Annotated in this window: 17 protein-coding genes; 10 read left to right on the top strand and 7 right to left on the bottom strand. The window is 67.3% G+C overall.

Annotated features, from left to right (window positions below; all coding sequences use genetic code 11):
• Positions 1-128: 128 nt before the first annotated feature.
• Genes NP4_RS09065 through NP4_RS09040 form a run of 6 tightly spaced genes read left to right on the top strand, consistent with a single transcriptional unit; the run spans position 129 to position 8203 of the window.
• Positions 129-2336: a terpene synthase family protein gene (locus NP4_RS09065; protein WP_067994720.1), complete on the top strand. Its 2208-nt coding sequence runs from the start codon at positions 129-131 to the stop codon at positions 2334-2336.
• Positions 2333-3361, top strand: coding sequence for a polyprenyl synthetase family protein (locus NP4_RS09060; protein WP_067994718.1), 1029 nt, complete (start codon positions 2333-2335; stop codon positions 3359-3361). Before NP4_RS09065 ends, NP4_RS09060 begins: the two co-directional genes overlap by 4 nt.
• 12 nt (positions 3362-3373) lie before the next feature.
• Entirely contained in the window at positions 3374-4315 is a 942-nt protein-coding gene (gene ispH, locus NP4_RS09055) for a 4-hydroxy-3-methylbut-2-enyl diphosphate reductase (protein WP_067994715.1), read from the top strand.
• The gene (locus NP4_RS09050; protein ID WP_067994712.1) at positions 4312-6081 is read left to right on the top strand and encodes a 1-deoxy-D-xylulose-5-phosphate synthase; all 1770 of its coding nucleotides are present in this window, start codon (positions 4312-4314) and stop codon (positions 6079-6081) included. Before ispH ends, NP4_RS09050 begins: the two co-directional genes overlap by 4 nt.
• Positions 6078-7175, top strand: coding sequence for a flavodoxin-dependent (E)-4-hydroxy-3-methylbut-2-enyl-diphosphate synthase (ispG, locus tag NP4_RS09045; RefSeq protein WP_067994710.1), 1098 nt, complete (start codon positions 6078-6080; stop codon positions 7173-7175). Before NP4_RS09050 ends, ispG begins: the two co-directional genes overlap by 4 nt.
• The gene (locus tag NP4_RS09040) at positions 7172-8203 is read left to right on the top strand and encodes a polyprenyl synthetase family protein (protein ID WP_067994708.1); all 1032 of its coding nucleotides are present in this window, start codon (positions 7172-7174) and stop codon (positions 8201-8203) included. Before ispG ends, NP4_RS09040 begins: the two co-directional genes overlap by 4 nt.
• Before the next feature lies 1 nt (position 8204).
• On the opposite strand, the gene NP4_RS09035 is transcribed toward NP4_RS09040, so the two are convergent.
• Together NP4_RS09035 and mca are read right to left on the bottom strand one after the other, a co-directional pair.
• On the bottom strand, positions 8205-8489 hold the full coding sequence (locus tag NP4_RS09035) for a hypothetical protein (RefSeq protein ID WP_067994932.1): 285 nt from the start codon (positions 8487-8489) through the stop codon (positions 8205-8207).
• Positions 8489-9373: a mycothiol conjugate amidase Mca gene (mca, locus tag NP4_RS09030; RefSeq protein ID WP_062504060.1), complete on the bottom strand. Its 885-nt coding sequence runs from the start codon at positions 9371-9373 to the stop codon at positions 8489-8491. Before mca ends, NP4_RS09035 begins: the two co-directional genes overlap by 1 nt.
• Before the next feature lie 198 nt (positions 9374-9571).
• On the opposite strand from mca, the gene NP4_RS09025 reads away from it, so the two are divergent.
• A complete protein-coding gene (locus NP4_RS09025) occupies positions 9572-9997 on the top strand; it encodes a DUF4307 domain-containing protein (protein ID WP_067994705.1) in 426 nt (141 codons plus the stop codon).
• 311 nt (positions 9998-10308) lie between these two features.
• Positions 10309-10803 carry a transcription elongation factor GreA gene (gene greA / locus NP4_RS09020; RefSeq protein WP_067994703.1) on the top strand — a complete coding sequence of 165 codons (495 nt, stop codon included), beginning with the start codon at positions 10309-10311 and terminating at the stop codon, positions 10801-10803.
• Positions 10804-10864: 61 nt separating this feature from the next.
• Here greA and NP4_RS09015 read toward each other — a convergent pair whose 3' ends face one another.
• Entirely contained in the window at positions 10865-12013 is a 1149-nt protein-coding gene (locus NP4_RS09015) for a cystathionine gamma-synthase (RefSeq protein ID WP_067994701.1), read from the bottom strand.
• A gap of 153 nt (positions 12014-12166) precedes the next feature.
• Here NP4_RS09015 and NP4_RS09010 point away from each other — a divergent pair, with 153 nt between their 5' ends.
• Both NP4_RS09010 and NP4_RS09005 read left to right on the top strand, forming a co-directional pair.
• Entirely contained in the window at positions 12167-13330 is a 1164-nt protein-coding gene (locus NP4_RS09010) for an acyl-CoA dehydrogenase family protein (protein WP_373863815.1), read from the top strand.
• 57 nt (positions 13331-13387) lie between these two features.
• Positions 13388-13726 (top strand): DUF6401 family natural product biosynthesis protein, encoded by a 339-nt coding sequence (locus NP4_RS09005; RefSeq protein ID WP_067994694.1) that lies wholly within the window; start codon positions 13388-13390, stop codon positions 13724-13726.
• 149 nt (positions 13727-13875) lie between these two features.
• Here NP4_RS09005 and NP4_RS39795 read toward each other — a convergent pair whose 3' ends face one another.
• The 4 genes from NP4_RS39795 to NP4_RS08985 all read right to left on the bottom strand — a co-directional run bounded on the left by NP4_RS39795 (position 13876) and on the right by NP4_RS08985 (position 18971).
• Positions 13876-15039, bottom strand: coding sequence for a mechanosensitive ion channel family protein (locus NP4_RS39795; RefSeq protein WP_082875681.1), 1164 nt, complete (start codon positions 15037-15039; stop codon positions 13876-13878).
• A 128-nt stretch (positions 15040-15167) separates the two neighbouring features.
• Positions 15168-15743 (bottom strand): transglycosylase SLT domain-containing protein, encoded by a 576-nt coding sequence (locus NP4_RS08995; RefSeq protein ID WP_067994691.1) that lies wholly within the window; start codon positions 15741-15743, stop codon positions 15168-15170.
• A 450-nt stretch (positions 15744-16193) separates the two neighbouring features.
• Positions 16194-17351, bottom strand: coding sequence for an AbrB family transcriptional regulator (locus tag NP4_RS08990; RefSeq protein WP_067994688.1), 1158 nt, complete (start codon positions 17349-17351; stop codon positions 16194-16196).
• A gap of 243 nt (positions 17352-17594) precedes the next feature.
• The gene (locus NP4_RS08985; protein WP_067994687.1) at positions 17595-18971 is read right to left on the bottom strand and encodes a cystathionine beta-synthase; all 1377 of its coding nucleotides are present in this window, start codon (positions 18969-18971) and stop codon (positions 17595-17597) included.
• Positions 18972-19099: the final 128 nt, after the last annotated feature.

Here is a 19099-nt window from a genome sequence, read left to right as displayed (position 1 = left end):
CGCGAAAGCCGCAGAACCCCGCCCCGGGTCCGATCGGTCGCGAATTTCTTTCCGCTACATCGGTTCTCGAACCAATCCCAGCCCCCGCAACGGTCGTCCCACGCTATTCGACGCCCGGAAGGTCTGCCATGCAGCCGTTCGAATTGCCAGAGTTCTACACGCCGTATCCCGCGCGGTTGAACCCCCATCTGGAACAGGCCCGGGCGCACACCCGGGAATGGGCGCGCCGGATGGGTTTCTTCGAACCACAGCAGGGTCGCCACATCTGGTCCGAGGAGGACCTGAACAAGCACGATTACGGCCTCATGTGCGCCTACACCCATCCCGATTGCGATGGGACGGAATTGGATCTGATCACCGACTGGTACACCTGGGTGTTCTACTTCGACGATCACTTCCTCGAATTGTTCAAGCGCCCCCGGGATATCCGGGGCGCAAAGGAATATCTCGACCGGATCTACTCGTTCATGCCTATCGGCGACGACCCGCTCCCGGAGCCGTCGAATCCGGTGGAGCTCGGCCTGGCCGATCTGTGGACACGCACGACGCCGGCGATGTCGGCCGACTGGCAGCGCCGCTTCGCCACCGCCAATCGCGCCCTACTGGAGGAGTCACGCTGGGAGCTGGCCAATATCGCCGAGGGCCGGATCGCGAATCCGATCGAGTACATCGAGATGCGGCGCAAGGTGGGCGGCGCGCCGTGGTCGGCACATCTGGTGGAACACGCTGTGGGGCAAGAGCTTCCGGCCCGAATGGTCGATACCAGGTCGCTGGGGGTGCTGCGCGACACCTTCGCCGACGCCGTCCATCTGCGCAACGACATCTTCTCCTACGAGCGCGAGGTGCTCGACGAGGGTGAGCTGTCCAACGGCATTCTGGTGCTCGAACACTTCCTCGGCTACGACGTGCGCCGCGCGGCCGAGGTGGTCAACGATCTGCTGACCTCGCGCCTACAGCAGTTCGAGCACACCGCCCTCACCGAAATCCCGGTGCTGTTCGCCGAATACGCCGCCGGGCCGGACGAACAGCTGGCCGTGGCCGCCTATGTGAAAGGTCTGCAGGATTGGCAGGCCGGTGGCCACGAATGGCATATGCGCTCCAGCCGGTATATGAACAACGATGCGGCCCGGCGCTTTTCACCGAATTCCACGCACGGGCTGATCCAGAAACTCGGGGCCAAGCGCCTGGCGAACCATCTGCGGCCGCCGCGGGAGCCGATCGGCGACCTGCCGATCCCGCAGGTGCCGCCGCCGTTCGACGTCCATGTGAACCCCGGCCTGGATCCGGCCCGCGCCCACGTGCTCGAGTGGGTCCGCGATATGGACATGCTGAAGCCGCCGCCCGGCCTGCTCGATGACGGACTGTGGCGCGAAACCGATGTGCGCAACTTCGATTTCGCCCTGTACGCCGCGGCCATCACCCCCTACGCCGAGCAGTCAGCGCTGAATCTGGCGGCCGACTGGCTGTGCTGGCGGACCTATCTCGACGACCTCTACCCCGCGGCCTTCGGCGCTCGCGGCGACGCGCTCGGCGCCAAAACCCACAGCCACCGGCTGCGCGAATTCATGCCGACGGCCTCGAGCGACACTCCCGCGCCGGGCAATCCCGCCGAGCGCGGCCTGGCCCACCTGTGGCGGCGCACGACCGCCACCATGGACGAATCCGCCCGGAAACGATTGCGGGCGGCGCTGATCCGCCTGCTCGACAGCCTCGACTGGGAAACCGCGAATCTCAGCCTCAACCGGCTCCCCGATCCGGTCGACTACATCGAAATGCGCCGCCACACCAGCGGCGCGGATCTGACGACCGAACTGCCCCGCCTGACCCAGGGCGACACCACCCCGCCCGCCGTCCGCGGCAACCGCATCCTCGCCGATCTGGAGAACACCGCGATCGACACCGCCATGCTGGCCAACGATCTGATCTCCTACCCCAAGGAGATCCGGTACGAGGGCGAACTGCACAACGGCGTCCGCGTCGTGCAGAACTTCCTGAATATCGAACGCGGCGAGGCGATCTCGATTGTGCACGCCCTGCTCACCGCGCGACTGGAACACTTTCAGCGCGTGGTCGAACACGAACTCCCGATCCTGGCAACGGAGTTCGAACTCGACGATGCCGACCGCGCCGCGATCGAACGGCGAGTCGTCCAGCTGCGGGACTGGCTGGCCGGAACCCTGCACTGGTACCGGGAATGCCACCGCTACGGAACATCGGAACTACGTGAGCGATTCGGCGATATCGCGCCACCGGTCGCGGCCGCGCTACCGGGGCCGACCGGTCTGGGCACCGGAGCGGCCCGACTGGACAAATTGCGCGAGCGGTGGGTCAGATGACGACCGTACCGGCCTCCACCGCCCCGGTGCCCCGTCCCGCCGAAATCCTCGCCCGAGCCCGCGAGATCTTCGATCCGCTGCTGCGCGAATCCGTCGAAACCCTCCCGGAACCCCTGCGCCACATGGCCGGATATCACCTCGGCTGGTGGGATGCCGGGGGCGATCCGACGCATACCGGCTCCGGTAAGCAACTACGTCCCGCCCTGGCCGTCTGCGCCTGCGTGGCCTGCGGCGCGCCGCCCGCGACCGCGGCGCCGGTGGCCGCCGCGGTCGAATTGATCCACAATTTCACCCTCGTGCACGACGATCTCATGGACCGCGACGGCTCCCGCCGCGGCCGCCCGACCGTGTGGGCGGTGTGGGGTCCGGCCGACGCCATCCTCCTCGGCGACGCCCTGCACGCGCTGGCAGTGCGCGTTCTGGCTACGAAACTGCCTCCGGCACAGGTGTTTCCGGCCATCGAGCGGATCGAGACCACGGTGGTCGAGCTGTGTCGCGGCCAGCACGCGGACTGCAGTATCGATCGCCGCCGACCGACGGTCGCCGAATGCGAGCGCATCGCCATGGGCAAGACCGGTGCGCTGCTGGGCTGCGCGTGCGCGCTGGGCGGCCTGTCCGCCGGCGCGCCACCGGCCGTGGTGACCGCGCTGGACCGTTTCGGCCGCGAACTCGGCCTGGCCTTCCAGTTCGTCGACGATCTCATCGGCATCTGGGGCGACCCCGCGGTCACCGGCAAACCTGCCGACGATCTGGCGCGCCGCAAACGATCGCTGCCGGTCGTGGCGGCGCTGCGCTCGGGCACGTCCGCCGCGCTGGAGCTGCTCGAGCTCTATCGCTCCGACGAACCGCTGTCGGCCGCCGAAATCGCCCACGCCACAACGCTGATCGAGGCCGCGGGCGGGAAGCGCTGGACCGAGCGACAGGCCGACCGGCACGTCCGGGCGGCCCTGCGCGCCCTGCCCGATCGGTTGGCCGTCGCCGATCTGACCACGCTGGCTCACCTGGTGGCACACCGCGACAGTTAGGGGCCCGTCGAAATGGAGCGAACCGTACTACTGGCCGCACCCCGCTCGCTGTGCGCGGGCGTCGAGCGCGCCATCGCGACCGTCGCCCGGCTACTCGCCGATCCCGATCGCGAGGGCCCGATCTACGTGCGAAAACAGATTGTGCACAACACCCGCGTAGTGCGCGAGCTGGCCGCGCGAGGTGCGATCTTCGTCGACGAATTGGACGAGGTGCCGATGGACGCGACCGTCGTGTTCTCCGCGCACGGCGTCTCGCCCGCGGTGCGCGAGCAGGCCCGCCGACGCGGCCTCACCGTGGTCGACGCCACCTGTCCTCTGGTCACCAAGGTGCATTCGGAGGCCAAGCGTTTCGCCGCGCGCGGCGATACGGTCGTACTCATCGGGCACGCCGGGCACGAGGAGGTGGAGGGCACCTTCGGCGAGGCCCCGGAGGCGACGGTGATCGTCGACACCCCCGCCGAGGCCGCGGCCCTGCGGGTGCCCGACGACTCCCGGGTCTCCTACCTCACCCAGACGACGCTCTCGATCGAGGAGACCGAGGCGACGGTAGCCGCTCTGCGGCAACGCTTTCCGAAACTGCACGGCCCCGCAAGTGCCGATATCTGCTATGCCAGCACCAATCGCCAGCGCGCGGTGGAGGCGATCTCCGCGCGCAGCGACCTGGTCCTGGTGGTCGGCTCCGCCAATTCGTCGAATTCGCAGCGAATGGTGGAAGTCGCACGCCGCCAGGGCATTCCGGCCCACCTCATCGATGACGCCTCCCATATCCACGACGAATGGATCGAGCAGGCGCGGATCATCGGGTTGTCGGCCGGCGCATCCGCCCCCGCGGTTCTGGTGGATGGGGTGATCGAGGAACTGCGCCGGCGCGGTCCGGTCACCGTCGAAGAACTCGTCATCGCGACGGAGACCATCACCTTCGCCGCACCATCACCCCTGAGGCGCCGACCATGACCGAACTGGAACACATCACCTGCCCCGAGGATCTGCGGCGGCTGTCACCCCGGCAGCTACCCCGCCTCGCCGAGCAGATCCGCGAACTGATCCTCGACACCCTCGCGGGCACGGGCGGGCATCTGGGCCCGAATCTCGGCGTCGTCGAATTGACCATAGCCCTGCACCGTGTCTTCGAATCGCCCCGTGACACAGTGCTTTTCGATACCGGCCATCAAGCCTACGCGCACAAGATCCTCACCGGGCGACGCGAGGACTTCATCCACGGGCTGCGCCGACCCGGCGGGCTGTCGGGCTATCCGAGCCGCACCGAATCGGTGCACGACGTGATCGAGAACTCGCACGCCTCCACCGCCCTGTCCTATGCCGACGGCATCGCCAAAGCCCATGCGATCCGGGGCGACAGCGACCGCGCGGTGGTGGCGGTGATCGGCGACGGCGCCCTCACCGGCGGGATGGCCTACGAGGCGCTGAACAATATCGGCGCGGGCGCGCGCCCGGTGGTCGTGGTGCTCAACGACAACGGGCACTCCTACTCCCCGACCGCCGGATCGATCGCCGCCCATCTGCGGCGGCTGCGCGAGCGGCCACCGAACGATCCGTCCCCGACCGTCTTCGATCAGCTCGGCCTGACCTATCTCGGCCCGATCGACGGCCACGATATCGACGCCCTGGAATCGGCCCTGCGCAAGGCCCGCGACGCGGAGCATCCGGTGGTGGTGCACGCGGTCACGATCAAGGGCCACGGCTACGAACCGGCCTGCGCCGACGCCGAGCGCATGCACACCGTCGGCCCGCGCGGGCGCTCCGGCGGAAAACCGGCCTGGACCAACGTCTTCGGCGACGAGCTTGTCGAAATCGGTTATCGCCGTGACGATATCGTGGCCGTCACCGCCGCCATGCCGGGCCCGACCGGACTGTCGCGATTCGCCGAACACTTCCCCGCCCGCTGCTTCGACGTCGGCATCGCCGAACAGCACGCACTGACCAGTGCGGCCGGAATGGCCACCGCGGGACTGCATCCGGTGGTGGCGATCTATTCGACCTTCCTCAACCGCGCCTTCGATCAGCTGCTGTTGGATGTGGGCCTGCATCGACTACCGGTGACCCTCGTCCTGGACCGCGCGGGTATCACCGGCCCGGACGGGCCCAGCCATCACGGCATGTGGGATCTCACCCTGCTGGCGACCGTGCCCGGACTGCGCGTGGCCGCGCCCCGCGATGCCACCCGGCTGCGGGAACTGCTGTGGGAGGCGGTCGGTTACGAGGCCGGTCCCACGGCCGTGCGATATCCCAAAGCCTCGGTGGGACCGGATATTCCGGCGGTCGAGCAGTACAACGGCCTGGATCTGCTGTACCGCGCGCCGCAACGGGACGTGCTGCTGGTCGGCGTCGGTCCGCTGACCGCCGAATGTCTGCGCGCGGCTGGGCATCTCGCCGAATTCGGCATCGCCGCCAGTGTCGTCGATCCGCGCTGGGTGCTGCCGATTCCGGCGGCGCTGGTCGGCGCGTGTCTGCGGCACCGACTGGTCGTGGTGGCCGAGGACAACTCCGTCTCCGGGGCGGTCGCCGCGGCGCTGCGGCGCGCGCTGACCGAGGCCGGAAGCGCGGTTCCCGTGCTGGGACTCGGTGTGCCCCATCGCTTCCTGTGCCACGGCGAACGCGCCGATCTGCTCGCCGAGGCCGGACTCACCGGCGCCGGAATCACCCACGCGGTGCGCCGCGCCCAGCTCGAACTGGTCGATCGCCAGGAGGTTTCGTCGTGAGCGCCGCCCTCGATACATCCGCCCGCCGCGCCTGCCGGCAGGTGCGCGTCGGCTCGGTCGCGGTCGGCGGGGACGCGCCGATCTCGGTGCAGACCATGACCACCACCCGCACCGCCGATATCGACGCCACGCTGCAGCAGATCGCCGCGGTCACCGCGGCGGGCTGCGATATCGTCCGCGTCGCGGTCCCCACTCCCGACGACGCGGCCGCGCTGCCCGCCATCGTCGCCCGCTCGCCGCTGCCGGTGATCGCCGATATCCATTTCCAACCCCGCTACGTCTTCGCCGCCATCGACGCCGGATGCGCGGCGGTACGGGTGAATCCGGGCAATATCCGGCAATTCGACGATCGGGTCGGCGAGATCGCCCGCGCGGCGGCGGCCGCCGGCACCCCGATCCGGGTGGGCGTCAATGCCGGATCGCTCGATCCGCGCATGCTGGCCCGCCACGGCGGCCCGACCGCCGAGGCCCTGGTCGATTCCGCCCTGCACGAGGCCGCGCTGTTCGAGGAGCACGGCTTCCGCGAGCTGAAAATCGCTGTCAAACACCATGATCCGCGCACCATGATCGCCGCGAATCGGCTGCTGGCCGAGCGCTGCGACTATCCCATCCATCTGGGCGTCACCGAGGCCGGGCCGCTATTGCAGGGCACCATCAAATCCGCGGTGGCGCTGGGTGTACTGCTCGCCGAGGGCATCGGCGACACCATCCGGGTCTCGGTCTCCGAACCACCGGCCGAACAGGTCAAGGTGGGCAATCACATTCTGCAGTCACTGGGCCTGCGCCCGCGCACCCTCGAGATCGTGTCCTGCCCCGGCTGCGGCCGGGTCCAGGTCGACATCCACCACCTCGCCGCCCGGGTCGAAGCCGCGTTCGAGGGCTTTCCGCATCCGCTGCGGGTGGCGGTGATGGGCTGTGTGGTCAACGGTCCCGGCGAGGCTCGCGAGGCCGATCTGGGCGTCTCCTCCGGCAACGGCAAGGGCCAGATCTTCGTCAAGGGCCGGGTGGTGCGCACCGTGCCCGAACACCGCATCGTCGACGCGCTCCTGGAGGAAGCCATGGCCATGACCGACGACTCCGAGGTGATCCGATGACCGTCAGCACCACCGCGCCGCTGCGCGATTCCGCGGCCGTGCGCACCCGGATCGAGGCCGTTCTGCGGGACTTCCTGGCCGATAAGGCCCATGCGGCGGCCGAGCGGGGGCTACCGCCCGATATCACCCAGGCCGTGCGCGCGTTCCTGTTCTCCGGTGGCAAACGCATCCGGCCGATGTTCTGCGTCCTCGGCTGGTGCGCCGGGGGCGGGCTCGGACTGCCGGACGAAATCGTCCGCGCCGCGGCGGCATTGGAGATGTTCCACGCCTCGGTGCTCATTCACGACGACATCATCGATGACAGCGACACCCGGCGCGATCAGCCGACGGTCCACCGCAGTCGCGGCACCGCGGCGGCCATCCTGATCGGCGATTTCGCCCTGGCCTGGTCCGACGAATTACTGCACACCGCCGGGCTTTCCGGCGATCGGCTGCGGGCCGCGCTGCCGGTGATCGACGCCATGCGCGGCGAGGTCGACTACGGCCAGTACCTCGATCTGCACAGCACCGGACGGCCGACGGCCGATCTGGAACGCGCGCTGAAGATCATCCGGTACAAGACCTCGGCCTATACCGTGGAGCGGCCGCTGCTACTGGGCGCGGCCCTCGCGGGTGCGGACGCCGCTGTGGCGCAGGCGCTTTCGGAACACGCCCAGCCGCTCGGCGAGGCGTTTCAACTACAGGACGACCTGTTCGGCGCCTTCGGCGATCCGACGCATACGGGTAAATCGAATCTCGAGGATCTGCGCAGCGGCAAACACACCGCCCTGGTGGCGATCGCGCTGCGCCGGGCCGATACTCGCCAGGCCGCACAACTGCACCGACTGATCGGCGATCCGCTACTGGACGAGCGCGGCGCGGCCGACTGCCGGGACCTGCTGACCGTGCTGGCTCGTCGGCAGGTCGAGCAGATGATCCGCGAACGTTGGCTGCGGGCGCAGCGCGCCCTCGACCGAGCGCCGTTCCCACCCGATGCGATCACCGCGCTGCGTCAGTTCGCCGACGCCCTCATCGCCCGGACCGCCTGAGTCACGAGGGCGCGTCGGGTTTGGCCTTCGGCTTCGCCTCGGCGTCGGAGGATTCCGCATCGTGCGGCACCACACCGGCTTCGGTGCCCTCGTCGGCCTCCTGATCCGGCTCCGGATGCTCCGGGGAGAATTCGGCGGGCAGGCGCTTGATGTGCTTGTTCATCGAGCGGATCAGCAGCACCGTGCCCACCAGCAGGACCAGGATGATCACCAGGCCGAGCGGGGACGCCTTGCCGAATTCGGGGCCGGTCGGATTGGTGGTCGGCTGGGCGAGCAGGGTCAACATCATCGGCCGGGATCCTCGTCGCCCTCGGCCTCGCGGATGCCCGCGAACAGATCGTTCTCCGGCAGTTCGGTACGCACTCGGGTGCGGGCGAGCTCGAATTCCTCCGTGGGCCACAGCCGCTGCTGCATTTCCAGCGGGATGGCGAAGAACGCGCCGTTGGGATCGATCTGGGTGGCGTGCGCGCGCAGGGCGTCGTCACGCTGCGGGAAGTACTTCGCGCACTCGACCTGGGTGGTGACCCGCGAGAAATTGTCGCCGCGCTCGGCGGCTGCCTTGCGAATGCGATCCAGCCAGTCCTGCATGGGGAACGGCTCACCGATGCGCTCGAACTCCGCGGCGAACGCCTCCAGGCGCTGCATGCTGAAGCCGTGGTCGTAGTACAGCTTCAGCGGCGTCCACGGCTCGCCCGCGTCGGGGAAGCGCTCCGGATCTCCGGCGGCCTCGAAGGCTGCCATCGAAACCTTGTGGCACATGATGTGATCCGGATGCGGATAGCCGCCGTTCTCGTCGTAGGTGGTGATGACGTGCGGCTTGAATTCGCGCACCACCCGCACCAGCGCCTCGGTGGCCTCTTCGAGCGGCACCAGCGCGAAACTGCCCTCGGGCAGCGGCGGCAGCGGATCGCCCTCGGGCAGACCGGAATCCACGAAGCCCAGCCAGGTCTGGCGGACCCCGAGCGCCCGGGCGGCCTCGGCCATCTCCTCGCGGCGCACCTCCTCGATGCGCTCGAGGATGCCGGGAACATCCATCGCGGGGTTGAGAATCGAGCCCCGCTCGCCGCCGGTCAGGGTGACGACCAGAACGTCGTTGCCCTCCGCGGCGTATTTCGCGGTCGTCGCGGCGCCCTTGCTGGACTCGTCGTCCGGGTGGGCATGCACCGCCATGAGGCGAAGTCCACTCACGCCTGATTCACCTCGTCGATCACCGTGTTCACCTCATCGCTTTCCGCCGCGGGTGCCGAGTCCGTGTGGCGCGCCGCCGTGCGCGGGCCCTACGGGCCCGGCGGGTCGCGCCGATCTCCACTCCCTATAGTTCCATTCGACCTTCGTTTGTTCCGACCTACCCCCCGGGAGCACCTGATCATGAGCGAGGCGACCGACCGGGTAGCCGATCGCTACGGCGCGCGGCCCCCGCGCGATCGGCGCCGGATCGCGATCGCGCTCGGCGCGGTCGTGGTGCTGCTCGGCCTGGGCGTCGCCTACCTCGGTTACAAGCAGTTCGGCCCGCAGGACATCGAGCCCGATCAGCTGGGCTACGCCTATGTGGACGACTCGACCATGGACATCCACTTCAAGGTCACCCGCAAACATCCCGACCAGGCGGTCGTGTGTTTCGTGCGGACCATGGACACCGACGGCGCCGAGGTCGGCCGCCGCGAGGTGCTGATCCCGCCCTCCACGAGCGGCACCGTCGAACTCACGGCAACCGTCCGCAGCACAGCGCGGCCCGCCAATGGGAACATCTACGGCTGCAGCGGCAAGGTCCCGCAGTATCTGAAAGCACCCTGAGCATGGGCGTTTCACAACCCCGAAATGCCGGGCCAACAGGGCAAAACGCGCCGTAAAGACCGCTCCGACCTGCGATTTTGTAAATCGTGCTAAAATGGTCCGATACACGGTTCCGGAACTCGGAGCCGTGTTTGCTGCATTGGCGGCCAGCGCATGCGCGGGACGGAGTCAAGCCTGTCGGGATTCGAGGACGTCCCCCGGGGATCGCTCCAGCCGTCCACTGCTGCCGCAGACCTCCAGCAGCGGGGGTGTGCGGCGGCGGAAACAGGGAATCCCGGCATGCCGGGAACAACTACTAGGGAGTGATCGAGATGACTGAGACGAACGTGACCTGGCTGACACCGGAGTCGCACGACAGGCTCAAGGGCGAACTCGACGCGCTCATTGCCAACCGTCCGGTCATCGCGGCCGAGATCAACGAACGCCGCGAAGAAGGCGACCTCAAGGAGAACGGGGGCTACCACGCCGCGCGTGAGGAGCAGGGCCAGCAGGAAGCCCGCATCCGGCAGCTCCAGGAGCTGCTCAACAACGCGAAGGTGGGTGTGGCGCCGTCGGTTTCGGGTGTCGCACTGCCGGGTTCGGTCGTCAAGGTCTATTACGACGGCGACGAGACCGACACCGAGACATTCCTCATCGGCACCCGCGAGGAGGGCTTGGGCAACTCCGATCTGGAGACCTACTCGCCCTCTTCGCCGCTCGGCGGCGCACTGATCGACGCCAAGGTGGGCGAGACCCGCGAGTACACGCTGCCCAATGGCAACACCATGAAGGTGACGCTGGTCAGCGCGGAGCCCTACCACAGCTGATACCGGGGACCAGGCGGGTCCGGCAACGGAATGCAGCACCGTCGCCGGACCCGCGCCCTTATCACTTCAGTGCCTGCTCCACATCGGCGAGCAGATCGGCGATGTCCTCGATCCCGACCGACAGCCGCACCAGATCGGCGGGCACTTCCAGTTCGGAGCCCGCGGTCGAGGCGTGTGTCATGGCCGCCGGATGCTCGATCAACGATTCCACTCCGCCCAGCGATTCGGCGAGGGTGAAGATCCGGGTGCGCGCGCAGAAGTCGTGCGCGGCCTGATGGCCCCCGTGCAACCGCACCGAGATCATGCCACCGAAGCGGCGCATCTGCTTCTGCGCCACCGCATAACCCGGATGTTCGGGCAGACCCGGATAGATCACCCGCGAGATCGCCGGATGATCGGCCAGGAATCCGACGAGGGTCTCGGCATTGTCGCAGTGCCGATCCATCCGCACCGCAAGGGTTTTCACCCCGCGCATGGTCAGGAACGCGTCGGTGGGCCCGGGCACCGCGCCCGCGCCGTTCTGGAGAAAGCCGAAGGCCGCGTCCAGTTCCGGATCGTCGGTGATCAGCGCGCCGCCCACCACATCGGAGTGACCGCCGATGTACTTGGTGGTCGAATGCAGTACGACATCCGCGCCCAGCAGCAGCGGCTGCTGCAGGTAGGGCGAGGCGAAGGTGTTGTCCACCACCAGTTTCGCGCCGCCGCCGTGCGCGATATCGGCCAGCGTGGCGATATCGCCGATATTGAGCAGCGGATTGGTCGGGGTCTCGATCCAGACCAGTTTCGTATTGGGCCGCAACGCCTCTCGCACCCGATCGGGATCCGAGACCGGCGCCACCGAGTATTCGATGCCCCACTGGGTGAATACCTTGTCGATGAGCCGGAAGGTGCCGCCGTAGGCGTCGTCGGGAATCACCAGATGATCGCCGGGGCGCAGCGCCGAACGCAGCAGACAGTCGGTGGCCGCCATACCCGAGGCGAATGCCCGGCCGTGCCGCCCGGATTCGAGCGCGGCCAGATTCGCCTCCAGCGCGGTCCGGGTCGGATTGCCGGTGCGCGCGTATTCGTAGCCGCCGCGCAGCCCGCCCACCCCGTCCTGGGCGAAGGTCGAGCTGGCATAGATCGGCACGTTCACCGCACCTGTCTGCGGATCGGGATCGAATCCGGCGTGCACGGCGCGTGTGGAGAACCCCAGCTGATCGTCGGTCATGGCTGCCAGCCTAGGACGGCCTGTCCACCGACCTGTTGACGGTATGCGTTCGGGCCGGGGCCATCGGTGGTCTTCGGAATTTTTTCGGCCGTCCTCGGGGTCCGGTCACAGTTGTCCTGTCACGTAGGTCAACCGACCGATAATGTGGCGTACATGACTTCGGTTGACGAGCTTTTCGCCATTGATTCCCTGCTCACCGACACCGAGCGGCAGATCCGGGACACCGTTCGAGCGTTCGGCGAACAGCGGCTGCGCCCGCATGTGGCCGAATGGTTCGAGCAGGGGACGTTCCCGGCTCGGGAACTGGCGCCGGAACTCGGCAAGCTCGGTCTGCTGGGCATGCATCTCGAGGGCTACGGCTGCGCCGGAACCTCCGCGACCGAGTACGGGCTGGCCTGCCTGGAGCTCGAGGCCGTGGATTCCGGTGTGCGCAGCATGGTTTCGGTACAGGGCTCGCTGGCCATGACCGCGATCCACAAATACGGTTCGGAGGAGCAGAAGCAGCGTTGGCTGCCGGAGATGGCCGCGGGCGCGGCGCTGGGCTGCTTCGGCCTGACCGAACCCGACTTCGGTTCGAATCCGGGCGGTATGCGCACCCGCGCCCGTCGCGACGGGTCCGACTGGGTGCTCGACGGATCCAAGATGTGGATCACCAACGGCTCGGTCGCCGATGTGGCCGTGGTGTGGGCACGCACCGAGGAGGGCATCCGCGGTTTCCTCGTCCCCGCGGGCACGCCCGGTTTCAGCACCCGGGAGATGCATCACAAGCTGTCGCTGCGCGCCTCGATCACCGCCGAGCTGAGCCTGGACGGGGTGCGGCTGCCCGAAGACGCGCTGCTGCCGGAAGGTAAGGGCCTGGCCGCGCCGCTGGGCTGTCTGTCGGAGGCGCGGTTCGGCATCGTCTTCGGCGCGCTGGGCGCCGCGCGCGACTGTCTGGACGCGGCCATCGACTACGCCCGCACCCGCCAGGTCTTCGACAAGCCGCTCGCGGCCTATCAGCTCACCCAGGCCAAACTCGCGGATATGGCCGTCGAATTGGGTAAGGGCCAGCTGCTGGCGCTGCATCTGGGTCGGTTGAAGGATCAGGGCGGGTTGAAGCCCGAACAGGTCAGCGCGGGCAAACTCAACAGCACCCGCGAGGCGATCGCCATCGCGCGCGAATGCCGGACCATTTTGGGCGCCAACGGAATCACGCTGGAATATCCGGTGCTGCGCCATGCCAACAATCTGGAGTCGGTACTCACCTACGAGGGCACGGCCGAGGTGCATCAACTCGTACTGGGCGAGGCGCTCACGGGAGCCAAGGCTTTCCGCTGATCGACCTTGTGAAACATCACAGTGCTGCCGATGCTGCTGGATTGCTAGTATCACCTGGTGTTTTTGCTCGGCTCCGCGTTGCTCGAAGTGTCGGCGCGCAAGACGCTCAATCGCCTGCACAAGACGCACGGAGTTCCGGCGCTGGCAGCCGCCCGTGAGGTTCCGGCGGTTTCGGCGGCCCTGGACCAACATGCCGCCGCCGTGCGCGACATTCTCGAACAGGGAGTGGAGAATTCGGCCGCGGTCCCCGGCAGTGTCCTGCTCGCCGGATATGCCCGGGGCCTGATCGAACATTCCGGCCGCGAGGCCCTGCGCGCCCCCCGCGACTGGTCCCACGCCGATTGGCTGCAACTGCGCCTGGCGGGCGTCTGCCTACTCGCCAACGAAAAGCCCTGAGCACTCAGAGTTTTCGTCTGCCCGACAGCACCCCAGCCATTCTCGTCGGCCAGGCACCGCGCCCTGTTTTCGTCGGCCAGGCACCGCCCCACAAAATTTCTCGTCGTCCCGGCATGCTTTTCGCCGGGACGACGAGACCCCACCCCTACTCACCGCCGCTGCGGCGGATTCCCCTGCCCACGCTGATCCTCATATCCGGAGTCCCCACGATTCGGATCGTTGTATCCACCATTGTCGGGAAACGGCGTGGGATATCCGATCCCGCCGCGATTCATCCCGCCCTGGCCGCCGCGCTGCATACCCTGCTGCTGTTGTTGCTGTTGCGGCGTGCCCTGCTGCTGCGGGAATCCACGCGACATCCCCCGCTGCTGCCCGTACCCGGACTGGCCGCCGTACTCCTGACCCTGGTCGTAATCCTGGTCCTGGTCGTAGCCCCGCCCAGCCATGCGCTGGCGGCCGGTCGACTGATCCATCTGCCGACCCATATCCTCCTCGGACCCGTATCCGGCATTGGCCATCTGCGGCATCCACCGATCACTCGGCCGCTCCCCGCGCGCCCACTGCTCGCGCACCTGCTGGCGCTGCCGAGCGGCATCCTCGCGGCCACGCTGGAATGCCTCGGCATGGCCGCGCAGCTGCGGCATCTCGCCCTCGACGCTGTCCAGCCAGCCCTCCCAGCGCTGCTGCATGGGCCGGATCAGGCCGCCGCCGACGCCGACCACCAGCACACCGCCGATGGTCGCGAGCACGGTGACAAGAATGGGTGTGGTGACCGAGGTGGCCACGCCGATCTGATTCAGCGCGGCGATGATGCCCACGCCCCAGATGAATACCGCGGCGATCCGCCCGAGCATGCGACCGTAGGACAGACCGCTGAGCATATTCGCGATCAGATCCATGACCGCCCGCGCGATCGCACCGGCGATGCACACGATGATGATCGCGACCGCGGCGCGCGGCAGCCAGCCGACGATGGCATTGAGCATGTCACTGATCGGATTGGGTCCGAAGGCCCCGAATCCGATCTGCAACGCGATCAACAAAATCGCGTAGTAGACCAGCTTCACCAGGATGTCGGTGGCGTCGTATCGACTGCGCGACAGCATGTCCGCGATACCGCCTCGTTCGACCAATCGGTCGAATCCGACCCGGCGCAGAATCCGGTCGGCGATCTTCGCCACGACGGTCGCGATGATCCAGCCGGCGAGCAGGATCAGCAAGAATCCGACGAACTTGGGCACCCACGTCGCGATCGAGCTCCACGCGTTCGAGAGTCCCTGCTGCCATTCGATAGCCAAACTGGAGGTGTGCACCGACCCATCCCTTCGCTATCTGCCATTCCCGACGGTTTGCCAGAACTACTACAAGGCCGGTTATACCCTGCCGTGATCACTCGAATCACTAGTTAGCGTCGATATTGCTGCCAGATTGTTAGACAGTGTCAGTACGCGGAGCTCACGTTATCCATGGACCCGTAACGCGAAGCCGCGTAATTGCAGGCGGCCGCGATATTCGCCACCGGATCGTAGATGTCCCACGACGTGCCGTCCACGTGATAGGCGCGGAAGGTCGGCTCGATCACCTGCAGCAGGCCCTTGGACGGGATACCGGCGGCCGCATTGGAGTCGTAGAGGTTGATGGCCCGCGGATTACCCGACGACTCGCGCTGCACATTGCGCATGATGCCGTCGTAGCTGCCGGGGATGCCGTGGGCGGTCATGATGTCGAGCGCCTGATGGATCCAGCCGTCGAGATTGTCGGGGTAGCTCGGCGCCGGCGGGGGCGGCGGCGGAAGCACGGGCAGCGGCGCGGGCGCGGGCATGGGCGCGGGAATCGCGGCCGGAACTGCCTGGGGAGCGGAGTCGGCGATCGGCGACGCCAGTGCGACCGGCTTCACGACATCCGTGCGGTGCCCGCTCGCGCCGGTCACGGCGACGACGGCGGTCAGGGCCAGGGTGACGGATCCGGCGGTGCGTGCGACCGCCTTGGCTCTACTGCTCTTGGGGGACTTCGACATTCGACGTGATTCCTACTCTCTTTCGGCCCGACGGCCGGCAGCAGGCAGCACGAATCCAAGGCCAACCCCTGTTTCTCGGGTTCACCTGCGTGCTGATGCTGTTTTTTGGACCGGGGAGGACTTTGCTCCCCAACTGACACGACCTTGCGACTATCCGTTCCCCGGCACGTTCTTCGCCGGGGCCATCGCGGTCATGTTCCGCATTGGCGTGTACTACTCCTCGCGCTTCCAGACCTGAGGTCTGTTTTCGAACGAGGTCACAGGATGGTTGCGATGGGTTACATTAAACTTAACCAAAGGTGAACAAATGGTGATACGACACCGTAGGTTAACGAATTTGCCGCTACGCCGACGCCCTGACCTGGCGTTTTACCGGTCGCCTATCAGTGGTATCGATCACGCAAAAAGTATGTATGACCCGCCCCCGAAGGGCATTTGGTCCCGATTCGGTCAGCCGCGAGCGGCCGACACGGCCACGGCCGATCCGGCCGCCTCGGCGTCGAGTTCCGCGTCCTCGACGACCGGCGCCACCCGATTGCGCAGCACCCGCATCACCAGCGGCAGCACGAGCACCATCACCAGCAGCCGAATGCTCTGTACGCACGTGATCAGCGGCGTATTGACGTTCATGGTCTCGGCGGTGGCCAGCACGGCATTGATACCGCCCGGCGTGGTGGCCAGATACAGATCGGTGGGCCGCAGATCCAGGAACAGCGCCAGGCTGAGCGCCACCGCGCCCACGAGCCCCGACAGCGCCACCACGGCGGCCAGCATGGCCGGAATCAGCCGGGCCATCTCCACCACGACCGCGCGGGTGAATCTCGTACCCACCTCGAAGCCGATGAAGACGAACAGCAGCTGTTTGAACAGATGCGTGGGCGCGTAGCCGTGGCTCACACCGGCCGCGGTCAGCAGCATCGCCAACATCATCGGTCCGAGCAGCGCCGCATTCGGCAGCCGCAGCCAGCGGCCCAGCCGCGTGCCGACCAGGCACAGCACGATCGCGATCGATAATCCGGCCACCTGATCGCCGCGGCCCACGATCATCCACGCGGGCAGGTCCGGATTGGTCACCCGGCCCACGACACCCGCCGCCGAACCGTCGCCCTCACCGAACATCGTCGCGACCACGGGCGCGCTCAGCGCCACGAAGGCCACCCGCAGGTACTGCATGAACGCCACCCGGCGCGGATCGGCGTCCAACTCGTCGGCACAGGCCACCACCGCCGCCGAACCACCGGCCATCAGGCCCAGCGTCGCGGTCGACAGATCCATTCCGGTCATCCGCGCGAAGATGATCGCCACGAGCACGCTGATCAGCAGCGTCGCGACCGTGACCAGCAGCACCGGCACCAGCGCCCAGCCGATCGACCGCAGCAGCGTCATCTCGAGATAGCTGCCCATCAGCACGCCGAGCATGCCCTGCACGCCCAGATTCACCCCGCGCGGCAGCGGGGCGGGCAGCCGACCGCTCAGCGCCAGGGCCGCGCCGACGACCAGCGACACGATCATCTCCGGCGCGGGGAAGCCGACGCGCCCGAGTACGTCCGCGATACCGATTACCGCGGCCGTCAGCAATACCCACACAAACGCCTGTCCCCGAGTCATATGACTCCATCATCGCCAGTGCCCATGAACTTTCGGTAACGCTCCAGTTATCGAGGATACCGGGCGGCGTGATCCTGCCCTCACTTCGCGATTTCCCTTAACCAGTAGGGAGATTCGCGTAAATCACGGCTACACCCTCCCACCTGGAAATATTCTGTTGAGTATCCAGCTACGCGTCAGTTGTTACCGCTCGGAAACAAAAGACGCACCCCCGAAGGGGTGCGTCCGTGAGGTGGAGATCACTCAGTAGCTGCTGAGGAACCCCAGCAGATCGTGCCGTGTGATGACGCCGATCGGCTTACCGTCCTCGACGACCATCAGCGCGTCGGTCGACTCCAGCGATTTGGTCGCCGAGGACACCGTCTCGCCGGAACCGATCAGCGGGAACGATTCGCTCATATGCTTCGACACCGGATCGGTCAGTTGCGCGCGGCCCTCGAACACCGCCGACAGCAGATCCCGCTCGCTGACGCTGCCCGCCACCTCACCGGCCATCACGGGCGGTTCGGCGCCGACCACCGGCATCTGCGAGACGCCGTATTCGCGCAGGATCTCGATGGCATCGCGCAGCGTCTCCGACGGATGGGTGTGCACCAGATCCGGCAGCCCACCGGATTTGCCGCGCAACACATCCCCGACCAGCGGCTCGCTGCGGCGATCCAGCCGCGAGCGCAGGAAGCCGTAGGAGCTCATCCACCGGTCGTTGAAGATCTTCGACAGATATCCGCGGCCGCCGTCGGGCAGCAGCACCACGACCACCGAATCCGGATCCCGCTCGGCGACCCGCAGCGCCGCCACCACGGCCATACCGCACGATCCGCCGACCAGCAGCCCCTCCTCACGGGCCAGGCGCCGGGTCATCTCGAAGGAATCCGCGTCGGAGACCGCGATGATCTCGTCGGGGATGTTCGGGTCGTAGGCGGTGGGCCAGAAGTCCTCGCCCACACCCTCGACCAGATACGGGCGACCGCTGCCGCCGGAGTACACCGAACCCTCCGGATCCGCGCCGATCACCTTGACCTTCCCGCCGGACACCTCCTTGAGGTAGCGCCCCGCGCCGGTGATGGTGCCGCCGGTGCCGACGCCCGCGACGAAATGGGTGACCCGGCCCTCGGTATCGCGCCAGATCTCCGGTCCGGTGGTCTCGTAGTGGCTGGCCGGGCCGCCCGGATTGGAGTACTGATCGGGCTTCCACGCGCCCTCGATTTCACGGACCAGTCGATCGGAGACGCTGTAATAACTGTCGGGATGTTCCGGCGGCACCGCGGTCGGACACACCACCACCTCGGCGCCGTAGGCGCGCAGCACGTTTCGCTTGTCCTCGCTGACCTTGTCCGGGCAGACGAAGACGCATTTGTAACCGCGCTGCTGCGCGACCAGCGCGAGGCCGACGCCGGTATTGCCGGAGGTGGGCTCGACGATCGTGCCGCCCGGCTTCAGCAGGCCCTGTTCCTCGGCCGCGTCGATCATCTTGACGGCGATGCGGTCCTTGGAACTTCCGCCGGGGTTGAGGTATTCGATTTTCGCCGCCACCAGACCTGAGTCCGGCCCCACCACGGAGTGCAGCCGAACGAGCGGGGTGTTGCCGATCAGGTCGACGACGTGGTTCGCGATGCGCATAGCTCCTATCGTCGCAGAACGGCAGCCTGTGAGCCGATCGGGTGCGATTGGTCCGGCATGTCCCCTTTGCGGCGCGGCGTGTACCACATATCGCGATTCCGCACAAAATTCCCCCTATCATCGCCGGC

The organism is Nocardia pseudobrasiliensis NBRC 108224 (assembly GCF_001613105.1).
In the GTDB taxonomy this organism is placed as follows: domain Bacteria; phylum Actinomycetota; class Actinomycetes; order Mycobacteriales; family Mycobacteriaceae; genus Nocardia; species Nocardia pseudobrasiliensis.
The sequence above is the reverse complement of the archived record's forward strand: the minus strand, read 5'-3'. Positions and strand labels throughout refer to the sequence as shown.